General features: G+C 66.1%; 9 protein-coding genes. 5 read left to right on the forward strand and 4 right to left on the reverse strand.

The genetic code is table 11. The annotated features are described in order from the left end of the window. The first annotated feature begins 116 nt into the window (after positions 1–116). From AC1RCO_RS06390 to AC1RCO_RS06400, 3 genes are all read left to right on the forward strand, one after another. Positions 117–875 (forward strand): PIG-L deacetylase family protein, encoded by a 759-nt coding sequence (locus AC1RCO_RS06390; RefSeq protein ID WP_492617532.1) that lies wholly within the window; start codon positions 117–119, stop codon positions 873–875. Positions 876–958: 83 nt separating this feature from the next. Further along, positions 959–1765, forward strand: a complete 807-nt coding sequence (locus tag AC1RCO_RS06395) for an endonuclease/exonuclease/phosphatase family protein (RefSeq protein ID WP_011061165.1) — start codon at positions 959–961, stop codon at positions 1763–1765. Between the two features lie 105 nt (positions 1766–1870). Further along, entirely contained in the window at positions 1871–2560 is a 690-nt protein-coding gene (locus tag AC1RCO_RS06400) for an alpha/beta hydrolase (RefSeq protein WP_123397400.1), read from the forward strand. A 118-nt stretch (positions 2561–2678) separates the two neighbouring features. Here AC1RCO_RS06400 and glgB read toward each other — a convergent pair whose 3' ends face one another. The 3 genes from glgB to AC1RCO_RS06415 all read right to left on the reverse strand — a co-directional run bounded on the left by glgB (position 2679) and on the right by AC1RCO_RS06415 (position 10363). Next, positions 2679–4910, reverse strand: a complete 2232-nt coding sequence (gene glgB / locus AC1RCO_RS06405) for a 1,4-alpha-glucan branching protein GlgB (RefSeq protein WP_019095234.1) — start codon at positions 4908–4910, stop codon at positions 2679–2681. Beyond that, the gene (gene treS, locus AC1RCO_RS06410; protein WP_072441935.1) at positions 4907–8254 is read right to left on the reverse strand and encodes a maltose alpha-D-glucosyltransferase; all 3348 of its coding nucleotides are present in this window, start codon (positions 8252–8254) and stop codon (positions 4907–4909) included. The genes glgB and treS overlap by 4 nt, the downstream gene beginning before the upstream one ends. Positions 8255–8374: 120 nt before the next feature. After that, on the reverse strand, positions 8375–10363 hold the full coding sequence (locus AC1RCO_RS06415; protein WP_065363987.1) for an alpha-1,4-glucan--maltose-1-phosphate maltosyltransferase: 1989 nt from the start codon (positions 10361–10363) through the stop codon (positions 8375–8377). 201 nt (positions 10364–10564) lie between these two features. On the opposite strand from AC1RCO_RS06415, the gene AC1RCO_RS06420 reads away from it, so the two are divergent. Next, positions 10565–10729 carry a hypothetical protein gene (locus AC1RCO_RS06420; RefSeq protein ID WP_019095231.1) on the forward strand — a complete coding sequence of 55 codons (165 nt, stop codon included), beginning with the start codon at positions 10565–10567 and terminating at the stop codon, positions 10727–10729. Between the two features lie 57 nt (positions 10730–10786). Here AC1RCO_RS06420 and AC1RCO_RS06425 read toward each other — a convergent pair whose 3' ends face one another. After that, the gene (locus AC1RCO_RS06425) at positions 10787–11290 is read right to left on the reverse strand and encodes an MgtC/SapB family protein (protein ID WP_011061160.1); all 504 of its coding nucleotides are present in this window, start codon (positions 11288–11290) and stop codon (positions 10787–10789) included. Between the two features lie 265 nt (positions 11291–11555). Between AC1RCO_RS06425 and AC1RCO_RS06430 the strand changes: the two genes are divergently transcribed. Beyond that, positions 11556–11789: a DUF3203 family protein gene (locus AC1RCO_RS06430; protein ID WP_011061159.1), complete on the forward strand. Its 234-nt coding sequence runs from the start codon at positions 11556–11558 to the stop codon at positions 11787–11789. The last annotated feature ends 6 nt before the right edge of the window (positions 11790–11795 follow it).

The following is an 11795-nucleotide window of genomic DNA, read 5'->3' on the forward strand; positions in this document are numbered from 1 at the left end:
GTACTTCACGCTGAGGCAGGTGCCAAGGAATCAGCGTGCGTGCAAACCCAGGGTCGCGACTGAACGGAGGTTCAACCGCTACTGCCGTGGCCCGGAAAACAGGGATGTGACACCCCATGAAAGCCATACCCGCAATCGACAGCAACTGGCCCAGCCAAGTCTGGAACAGTGCCCGCAGCCTGGCCGAGGTGCCGGCCATCAATCTGGCCAACCTGGTTCCGGCCGGCTCCCGGGCAGTGATAGTCGCCCCTCACCCCGGTGACGAAGTGGTCGCCAGCGGCGGCCTGCTGCAAGTGCTGGCCCACCACGGCCACCCTCTGCAACTGATTTCCATCAGCGACGGCAGCGCCAGCCATCCCGGGTCGGAGCTGTGGCCCAAGCGCCGCCTGAGCGTGTTCCGGCCCCAGGAAAGCGCCGAAGCCCTGCGTCGCCTGGGCCTGCCCCTGCACAGCCTGAAGTGGATTCGCGGCGGCTTTGCCGACAGCGCCTTGAGCGAACGGGAACAGCAGCTGGTGCCCTTCATCTGCCGCTACCTGCGCGACACCGACGTGGTGTTCAGCACCTGGCGCGCCGATGGCAACCTCGACCACGAAGCCGTGGGCCGGGCCACGGCCAAGGCCGCGAGCCTGGTGGGTGCGCGTTTTCATGAGATTCCGATCTGGGCCTGGCACTGGACGGCCCGCGAGGAGCACCAGATCCCCTGGCAGCGTGCGCGCAAGCTGCGCCTGGACACCTGGACCGTGGCCCGCAAGCGCCACGCCGCCCACGCCTATGCCAGCCAGTTGCAGGGCGAGCCGGAGATCGGCCTGGAGCCGTCGCTGTCGCCGGTGCTGCTGGAGCGCCTGCGCCTGCCCTACGAGATCATCCTGATGTAGGCCTGCGCGGGTGGAAAATAAGCTGAACGCACGCACCGGTCGCCAGTCCCATCTGTAACCGCCACTGATTCCAAGGAGCCCGCGTGAGCAGCGATTCCACCCGCCAGCCCAACCCCGAGGCGGTCCAGCGGTTACGCGTTCTGACCGTCAACACCCACAAGGGCTTCACCGCCCTGAACCGCCGCTTCATTCTTCCGGAACTGCGCGAGGCCGTGCGCAGTACCCAGGCCGACCTGGTGTTTCTCCAGGAAGTGCTGGGCGAGCACGAGCGCCATGCCTCGCGCCTGGACAACTGGCCTCAGCAGTCACAGTACGAGTTTCTCGCCGACAGCATGTGGAGCGACTACGCCTACGGGCGCAACGCGGTGTACCCCGACGGCCATCACGGCAACGCCCTGTTGTCGAAGTTTCCGATCCGCCAGTACCGCAACCTCGATGTTTCGATCACCGGCCCCGAGCGCCGGGGCCTGCTGCACTGCGTGCTGGATGTGCCCGGCCACGCCGAGGTCCACGCCATCTGCGTGCACCTGAGCCTGCTGGAAAGCCATCGCCAGTTGCAGCTGGCGCTGCTGGGCCAGTTGCTCGAATCCCTGCCCGAGGAGGCACCGGTGATCATCGCCGGCGACTTCAATGACTGGCAGATGCACGGCAACGCCACCCTGGGCCGGCGCAACGACCTGCACGAAGCCTTCGAACGCCATCATGGCCGCCCGGCCAAGACCTACCCGGCACGCTGGCCACTGCTGCGCCTGGATCGGGTCTACCTGCGCAACGCCCACAGCCACCGCCCGCAGATCCTCGGCAACAAGCCCTGGACCCACCTCTCCGATCACCTGCCGCTGGCGGTGGAAGTGCACCTGCCGCCTGGGGCCGCACATCAGAATTCATGAATAAATAGCCGTATTCCCGCCAGAGTCGACCATGCTTTTCCCCGAACCCGAGCCTGGGGGCGCCCGCCTCCGGGCCAACCTTGAGCCCAGAGAAGGAGTCAAGCGATGAGCGAGCAACCCACGATTGTCCTGGTCCACGGTTTCTGGGGCGGTGCCGCCCACTGGAACCGGGTCATCGTCGAACTGCTGAACCGCGGTTACGAGAAGATCCGCGCCGTGGAACTGCCCCTGACCTCCCTCGCCGAGGACGTCGAACGGACCCGCAAGCTGGTGGCCCAGCAAGCGGGGCCGGTGCTGCTGGTGGGGCACTCCTACGGCGGCGCGGTGATCACCCAGGCCGGGCATGCGCCAAACGTCGCGGGCCTGGTGTACATCGCCGCCTTCGCCCCGGACCAGGGTGAAAGCCCCGGTGGCCTGACCCAGGAGTTCCCGCCTGAAGCCGCCGCCAATCTGGCGCCCGACAGCGACGGCTACCTCTGGGTGCGTCCGGAGCGTTTCCAGCAGAGCTTCTGCCAGGATCTCAGCCCCCAGGAAGGACTGGTCATGGGCCTGACCCAGAAGGCGCCGCTGGCCAGCACCTTCGGCGACGCCCTGGGGGCCCCGGCATGGCGCGACAAACCTTCCTGGTACCAGGTGTCCCGTGCCGACCGCATGATCGCCCCTGCGAACCAGGAGCGCATGGCCGCCCGGCTCAACGCCCGCAAGATCATTCACCTGGACGCCAGCCACGCCTCCCTCGCCTCCCAGCCCGGGCCCGTAGCCGCGCTGATCGCCGAGGCCGCCGACTCCCTGTAACCGGTTGACTGGGCGATCTTCAGACGAGCCGTTGGCGACCTCGCAAACCCCGCGCCCCAGCGACGGAGCGCCGCCCAGACCGTTCGCAACCTTCGGCAGCGGCTACAGGACGCCTGGGTCAACTGTCAGGGCGCAGGATCAGTACGGCCAGCGGAGGCAGGTTGAGTACCAGGGACAGGGCCTGGCCATGGCTGCTCTGCTCTTCGCTGAAGGCCTCGCCACCGTTGCCGTAGTTGGAGCCGGCATACAGTTGCGAATCGCTGTTGAGCAACTCGCTCCAGCGCCCCGCCACCGGCACGCCGACGCGATAGCCCTGGCGTGGCACCGGGGTGAAGTTGGCCACCACCAGCAGCGGTTCGCCGCTCTTGCTCCAGCGCAACCAGGCATAGACGCTGTTGATCGCATCGTCGCCGATCAGCCATTGGAAACCCTGGGGCACGTCGTCCTGGTCGTGCAGCGCCGGGTACTGGCGATACAGGCGGTTGAGGTCCCCCACCAGTTGCTGCACCCCGCGGTGCTCGGGGTACTGCAGCAGGTACCAGTCCAGTTGCTGGTCGTGGTTCCACTCGCGCCATTGGCCGAACTCGCAGCCCATGAACAGCAGCTTCTTGCCCGGATGGGCCCACATGAAGCTCAGGTAGGCCCGCAGGTTGGCGAACTTCTGCCAGCGATCGCCGGGCATCTTGTCGATCAGCGAGTGCTTGCCGTGCACCACTTCGTCGTGGGAGATCGGCAGGATGAAACGCTCGGACCAGGCGTACACCAGGCCAAAGCTCAGTTCGTTGTGATGGTGGGCGCGGTACACCGGGTCCTGCTGGATGTAATGCAGGGAATCATGCATCCAGCCCATGTTCCATTTATAGGCAAAGCCCAGGCCGCCCTGATCGGTGCGCTGGCTGACCCCGGGCCAGGCGGTGGACTCCTCGGCGATCACCAGGGCGCCCGGGGCCTCCAGGGCCACGACGTCGTTGAGGTGGCGCAGAAAATCGATGGCTTCGAGGTTTTCTCGGCCGCCGTGGCGGTTCGGCACCCATTCCCCGGCCTTGCGCGAATAGTCGCGGTAGAGCATCGAGGCCACGGCATCCACCCGCAGGCCGTCGACGTGGAAATGCTTGAGCCAGTGCAGCGCCGAAGCCAGCATGAAACCGTGCACTTCGGTACGCCCCAGGTTGTAGATCAGGGTGTCCCAGTCCTGGTGGAAGCCTTCCAGGGGGTTGCCGTACTCATACAGTGCAGTGCCGTCGAACTGCGCCAGGCCGTGGGTATCGGTGGGAAAGTGCGCCGGCACCCAATCGAGAATCACCCCGATGCCTGCCTGGTGGCAGGCGTCGACGAAGGCTGCGAAATCCTGCGGGCTGCCGTAGCGGGCGCTGGGGGCGAACTGCGACAGCGGCTGGTAGCCCCAGGAGCCGCCAAACGGGTGCTCCATGATCGGCATCAGCTCGATATGGGTAAACCCCAGGTCCTTGACGTAGGGAATCAGCCGTTCGGCCAGTTCGGCCCAGCTGTACTGGCGGGCCACTTCTCCAAGGTCGTCCACTTCGCACTGCCAGGAACCGGCATGCAGCTCATAGATCGACAGCGGCGCGTCCACCCGCTGGCGCTCGCCACGGGCCAGCATCCACTCCTGGTCCTGCCAGTCGATGGTCAGGGGCGGCGCGACTCTGGAGGCGGTGTCCGGCGGCAACTGCGTGGCCAGGGCCATGGGGTCGGCCTTGAGCGGCAGGATGCCCTGGGGCCCGAGGATCTCGTATTTGTAGGCCTCGCCCGCCTGCAGGCGCGGGATGAACAGCTCCCAGACCCCGGAGGGATGGCGCAGGCGCATCGGGTGCCGGCGCCCGTCCCAGATATTGAAGTCGCCCACCACCGAGACCCGCCGGGCATTCGGTGCCCAGACCGCAAAACGCACGCCGTCGATGCCGTCCACGGTGGTCAGTTGCGCCCCCAGGCAGGAACTGAGGTCGCGGTGATTGCCTTCGGCAAACAGGTACAGGTCCATCTCCCCCAGCAGGGGGCCGAAGCTGTAGGGGTCTTCACTGACCTGTTCGCCCCCGGCCCATTGAATGCGCAAGAGATAGGGCCGGGCCTCGGGAAAGTGCCCGACAAACAGCCCCGGCACCTCACCGGCTTGCAGGCTGCCGAGCACCTGCTGCTGGTCGCGGTCGAGCACCTGCACACTCAGCGCCCCGGGCAGGAAAGCGCGGATGAATTGCCCGCCGGCGCCATCGCCGTGGGGCCCGAGAATGGCGAATGGATCGCGGTGTTCGGCCCGTACCAGGGCGTCGATGGCCTTGGCCGAAGGAAGCAATGCCGGTTGCTGCTTTCCCTGTTCCTTGTTCGAGAAACTCATGACTGCTCTCCACCACTCTCAATATCGGAAAAGGGTTTCAGTTCACGTAACAGCCCCACCAGGCCGTGCAATGGCACGGGCAACCAGGCGGGACGGTTCTCCGCTTCATAGGCCAGCTCGTAGGCGGCCTTCTCCAGGCTGAACAGTGCCAGGGCGGCATCCGCGGCCGCCGGGTCCTGCCAGCCATGGGCAAGATTAGCCGTCGCCAGCCGATACGCCTGGACAAAGGCGTGGCGCGCCTCGGCCAGGTAGCGCGTGACCACTTTGCGCCGCCCCGCCGCCGCGCCTTGCGCGCCGTCCACCGCCGGTGCCTCCAGGGCCATGGCCGCCGCGTAGTCGAAGGAACGCAGGACCCCACTGACATCCTTGTACGGGCTGTGCTTGCCGCGGCGCTCGGCCAGGGGCCGGGCCGGCTCGCCCTCGAAGTCGATCAGGTAGGCATCGCCCTTGATCACCAGTACCTGCCCCAGGTGCAGGTCGCCGTGGACACGAATCCGCACGCCCCCCACCAACTGTTTGGCCAGTTGCTGGATGTGACCCAGGATCAGCGCCTTATGCTGCAACAATTTGCCGAGCAATTTCTGCTCCCCTGCCGCGAGTTCGGCCTGGTGCTGTTGAAGCAGTTGCAACCCGCGCTCCAGTTGCTCGGCAACCTGCTGGTTCCAGGCCTGGGCATCCTTGGCGGTGGCCTGCTCGGGAGCGAAATCCGGATTGTCGCTGGGGGCCGCCAGCAGCAGGTGCATTTCCCCCAGGCGCTGGCCCAGCAGGCCGGCGAAATCCTGGAGCTCGCCCAAGGCGTTGTAGTGCTGCTCCTGCTCGGACATGGCCTCGGCCAGCTCGTCGCGGATCGCCCGCTCGAGGTTGTTCTGGGTCCACTCCCAGGCATCGCCCTGATTGTTCAGGTAGCCCTGGGCGATCATCAGCAGATGGTCTTCGCCCTGGGCATCGCGGCGCAGCACCGAGCCCAGCAGCGGCGAGATGTGGGCAAAGCCGGCAGCGGTGAGGAAGGCGCCCATTTCCAGTTCCGGGTGAATGCCCCCCGCCACCTTGCGGATCAGCTTGAGCACCAGGCTGCCGCCCACCACCACCGAGCTGTTGGATTGCTCCGCCGACAGGTAGCGCACCTCGGCGTCGGCCCCCAGGCCCAGCGCCGCCAGCTGCGCGGTGGCCTCGAAACGGATCTGGCCCTGCTCGCTGTCCAGGCAGGTGGTGCCCTGCAGCGCCAGCAGCACGTTGCGCACGAAACTGTCGAGGGCGAAGGCGTCGGTGATCAGCCCCACCTGGCGCCCGCGACGCACCCGGGCCATGGCCAGTTGCTGGGGCAAGGCGCTGTTGATCTGCTCTTCGGCCAACAGGCCGAACGGCAACTGGTAGCGCTCGCTGCGCCCGGCGCTGGTGACTTCGATCTCGCTGAGCAGCACCGGGTGCTGCGGGTCGCCAAAGCGCACGCCGTAGGCGATCCGCGCCTGGTCGATGGCGCTGTCCTTGCCGGCGAACCAGCGCCGCTTGGGCAGCCAGTTGGGCAGTACTTCCTGCTCCAGGGTGGTGCGCGATGGCGCTTCGAGCAATTCTTCGAGGCGTTTCTTCAGCACCAGGGTGGTGAAATCCGGCAGGCTCTGGGCCGGTTCCACGTGCCAGCTGGGCATCTGGTTTTCCGCCGCCAGGACGAACCAGTAGAAACCGTAGGGCGCCAGGGTCAGGAGGAAATTCAGCTGGCCAATGGGCGGAAAGGCGTTCCCGCCGAGCATCTCCACCGGCACCATGCCCGCGAACGCCGAGAGGTCCAGCTCCGCGGCCTGGGCGCTGCGCGAGACGTTGGCCACGCACAGGATGATCTCCTGCTTGCCGTCAGGCCCGGTGTATTCCCGGGTATAGGCCAGGATCCGTCGGTTGCTCGGCGACAGCATCTTCAGCGTGCCACGGCCAAAGGCCTTGGACTGCTTGCGCACCGCCAGCATGCGCCGGGTCCAGTTGAGCAGAGAATGGGGATCGCCAGACTGGGTCTCGACGTTGACTGACGGGTAGCCGTACAGCGAATCCATGATCGGCGGCAGCACCAGGCTGGCCGGGTCGGCCCGGGAGAAACCGCCGTTGCGGTCGATGGACCATTGCATCGGCGTACGCACGCCATCCCGGTCCCCCAGGTAGATGTTGTCGCCCATGCCGATCTCGTCGCCGTAGTACAGGGTCGGGGTACCGGGCATCGACAGCAGCAGGCTGTTGAGCAGCTCGATGCGCCGCCGGTCACGCTCCATCAGCGGTGCCAGGCGCCGGCGGATCCCCAGGTTGATCCGCGCCCGGCGGTCGGCGGCGTAGTAGTTCCACAGGTAGTCGCGCTCGCGGTCGGTGACCATTTCCAGGGTCAGTTCATCGTGGTTGCGCAGGAAGATCGCCCACTGGCAGTTGGCCGGGATCTCCGGGGTCTGGCGCAGGATGTCGGTGATGGGGAAGCGATCCTCCTGGGCCAGGGCCATGTACATGCGCGGCATCAGCGGAAAGTGGAAGGCCATGTGGCACTCGTCGCCGTCGCTGCCTGTGACATCGCCAAAGTACAGCTGGGTGTCTTCCGGCCATTGGTTGGCCTCGGCCAGGAGCATGCGGTCCGGATAGTTGGCGTCGATTTCGGCGCGGATCTGCTTGAGCACCTGATGGGTCTCCGGCAGGTTCTCGTTGTTGGTGCCATCGCGCTCGATCAGGTAGGGAATGGCGTCCAGGCGCAGGCCGTCGATGCCCATGTCGAGCCAGTAGCGCATCACCGAGAGCACGGCCTTCATCACCTGGGGGTTGTCGAAGTTGAGGTCCGGCTGGTGGGAGTAGAAGCGGTGCCAGAAGTACTGGCCGGCCACCGGGTCCCAGGTCCAGTTGGACTTCTCGGTGTCGAGAAAGATGATCCGCGTGCCGTCGTATTTCTGGTCGTCGTCGGACCACACGTAGAAATTGCGCGCCGCCGAACCCGGCTTGGCCTTGCGTGCCCGCTGGAACCAGGGGTGCTGGTCGGAAGTGTGGTTGATCACCAGCTCGGTGATCACCCGCAGCTCGCGCTTGTGGGCCTCGGCGATAAAGCGCCGGGCGTCAGCCAGGGTGCCGTAGTCGGGGCTGACCCCTCGGTACTCGGCGATGTCGTAGCCATCGTCGCGCCGCGGCGAGGGGTAGAACGGCAACAGCCAGATGGTGTTGACCCCCAGGTCCTTGATGTAGTCGAGTTTGGCGATCAGCCCGGGAAAATCGCCGATTCCGTCGTTGTTGGAATCGAAGTAGGACTTCACATGTACCTGGTAGATCACCGCGTCCTTGTACCAGAGCGGGTCCTTGATAAAGGTCGTGGGGCGAGGTTTCTTGGCCATGTCGGGCTCCTGAAAAAATTGAATTCGCAGCTGCCACAAACCACGCCCCACCGTGGGAGCTGGCTTGCCAGCGAAGGCGTCGGCCGGGCCTGCACAAGGCCCATGGGCCCAAGCCGGCTCCTACGTGGCGGTGATGCGCCAGATGCCGAAGGGCTGCGCCGGTTCGATGCGCATGAACTGGGTCTTGCCGTACCAGGTCCAGCGGTGGCCGTTCATCAGGTCCTCGCCCTGGGTCTGGGCGTCATCGGCCAGGCCCATTTCCCACAGCGGCAATTCGAAATGCGCCTCCTGGGGGTTGAACGGGTCGAGGCTGACCGCCACCAGCACGAAGTTGTCGCCGCTGCGCTTGCCGAAATACAGGATGTGGTCATTCCAGGCGTTGTACAGCTTGAGCCCCAGGTGGCTGTGCAGCGCCGGGTTCTGCCGGCGGATGCGGTTGAGCTGGGCGATCTCGGCAATGATGTTGCCCGGCGCCGAGAAGTCCCGGGGGCGGATCTGGTATTTCTCCGAATCCAGGTACTCCTCCTTGCCCGGCACCGGCGCCGATTCGCACAGCTCGAACCCGGAATACATGCCCCACAGCCCGGATCCCATGGTGGCCAGCACCGCGCGGATCAGAAACCCCGGGCGCCCCGAGTCATGCAGGAACTGCGGGTTGATGTCCGGGGTGTTGACGAAGAAGTTGGGGCGGAAGCAGTCGCGCCACGGCGGCTGGTTGAGTTCGGCCAGGTAGCTGGACAACTCGCTCTTGGTGTTGCGCCAGGTGAAGTAGGTGTAGCTCTGGGTGTAACCGACCTTGCCCAGGCGCGCCATCATCGCAGGGGTGGTGAAGGCTTCGGCGAGGAAGATCACCTCCGGATACTGGCGGCGCACTTCGCCGATCAGCCACTGCCAGAACGGCAGCGGCTTGGTGTGGGGGTTGTCCACGCGAAAGGTCTTGACCCCCTCCTCGACCCAGCCGATGACGATGTCCCGCAGCTCCAGCCACAGGCTGGGAATGGCCTCGGCGGCATAGAAGTCGACATTGACGATGTCCTGGTACTTCTTCGGCGGGTTCTCGGCGTATTTGATGGTGCCGTCCGGGCGCCAGTTGAACCAGCCCGGGTGCTGCTTGAGCCAGGGGTGGTCCTGGGAACACTGGATGGCGAAGTCCAGGGCGATCTCCAGGCCGTGGTCGGCGGCCGCCGCCAGCAGCCGGCGGAAGTCCTCCCGGCTGCCCAGTTGCGGGTGGATGGCCTCGTGGCCGCCCTCCTCGCTGCCGATTGCATAGGGGCTGCCGGGATCGTCGGGGCCTGCGCTCAGCGAGTTGTTGGGCCCCTTGCGGTGGCTGCGGCCGATGGGGTGGATCGGCGGGAAATACAGCACGTCAAAGCCCATGTCGTGAATCATCGGCAGCCGCGAATGAACGTCGTTGAACGTGCCGTGGCGGGCCGGATCGTCGGTGATCGAGCGGGGAAACAGCTCGTACCAACTGGCGAACTGGGCCTGTAGCCGCTCCACATCCAGCGGGTACTCGGGGCTCAGGCTCAGGTAGGGCCGGTGATCGGCCTCGGCCATCAGGCGCGCGCTGGACTCGCTGAGAAACAGCGCCACCTGCTCGGCCTCCAGCAACCCGGACAGCTCGCGCTGCAACGCCAGCAACTGCTCGCGCAGCGGCCCTTCGCTGCGCTCGGCGGCCTGTTGCACATGGCTGCGGCCCTCCTGCAGCTCCAGGCTGACCGCAACCCCGGCCAGGTGCTTTTTCTCCAGCTCGTAGCAGAAGCTGGCGAACTGATCGATCCAGGCTTCGATACAGAAGCGGTAGCGCCCCACTTCGGGCACCGTGAAACGCCCCTGCCAACCGTCGTTGCCCTGGTCTTCCAGGGCCTGGCTGGCCCAGCTGTCCTGCTGCTCGTTGTGCCAGCGCACCCGCACCGCCAGTTTGTCGTGGCCGTCGGCGAATACCTTGCACGCCACCTCTACCTCCTGGCCGGCCACCGCCTTGACCGCGAACTGGCCGCCGTCGAGCACCGGGCGGATGCTCTCGATGGCAATGCGCGGCAGCAGCAGGGCCTGGGACAACGGCAGGTGCGCCTGGTATTGCTGTTCGGTCGGTTTTTCTACAGTCATCGAGCATCACCCCTTTTTCACGTCTTCGACGCTCTGGTGGCGGGGCCGCGGCCCCGGTGAATCAATGCACTTAGGTTCCGAGCCAAAGCCTGCGGCGAAAGTTCACCGCGATTGGTCGGCCAAGCGGCGGGAATCAAATCCGCGCCGCTGCGGTCCACCAGAAGAGCCCGTGCATCTGCAAGCACAAAGGAGGCCAGCGCGATGAATATCCCGATCCCGGCAGAAACCCCCGATCCCAACATCGACCAACCGACCCTGCCCCCCAGCGAGCCTGAGCCGATCCCGGAGCAGGAACCGCCGGAAAGCACCCCGCCACCCAAGGGCGACCCGCCCACTACCATGCCGCCGGTGGTGGTCAGCGCCTGAGCCCGGGCGCCCGCCCAGCCAGCAAGCATAGACAGCCGCGTGGGGAGGCCCGGAGCATCAGCCGTCCTGGCGCTTTTCCAGGCGCCGGACAATCAGCGGCATCAGGCTGAAGACCATCAGCGCCAGCAAGGTACTGAGCACCGCCGTGGCCTCGCGGCCCATGCCGGCGGCCACACCGATGGCTGCGGTCATCCACAGCCCGGCGGCGGTGGTCAGGCCCTTGACGTGCTGGCCCTGGTCTTCTTCACGGCCCTTGAGGATGGTCCCGGCGCCGAGAAAACCGATCCCGGCGATGACCCCCTGGAGCACCCGGCTCATGGCATCGGCCTGGGCCCCGGACAGGCTCGGCACCAGCACGAACAGGGCCGCGCCCATGGCCACCAGCATATGGGTGCGAACCCCGGCGGCCTTGCCCTGGTGCTCGCGTTCGAAGCCCAGAATGCCCCCCAGCAGGGCCGCCACCAGCAGCCGCAGGGTGATCTGGGTCAGTTGCCGGGCATCGCCGATATCGGCGAATTCGTCTTGCAGGGTCAGCCAGACTTCTTGCCACCAGGTGTTCATGCGATCGCTCCTCGTCCCTTCGCGGGTTCCTGAGCGATGGACCGCGCTCGCCAGCAAAAGGTGCCGCCATCACCCCCACCGCAGGAACCGCTTGCCGGAGAAGAGGCCCCAAGCCGGCTGCCAACCCCACGGACGCCTTCGCTGGCCAGCCAGTTCCTGCACAAGCCTGCGCCAGCGCCTGCCCAGCCACCGTTGATCGCCGTGGTCGAACCCTGGCCAGCCCCTGCGCCCTAACCTGTATAGCCATTGCCTTGAGGTAACCGCCATGAGCCTGCGCATCGAAAACCAGACCTGCTATTTCGACACCGAAACCCTGCACCAGCACCTCCCGGCCAGCGCCGTGACCATCATCACCGACAGCGCCAAGTCGATGTCGGCGGTGGACCTGGGCGGCGAGCGGGTCTACATCACCGAAGCAGAAGCCGACGCATTGACCGTAGCAGGCGCCACCGACGGCCGGCGCCATCTGAAAGCCAGTGAAGGTGATTCGGTGATTTGACTGACC

Source organism: Pseudomonas sp. GW823-FHT03E05 (assembly GCF_058796855.1).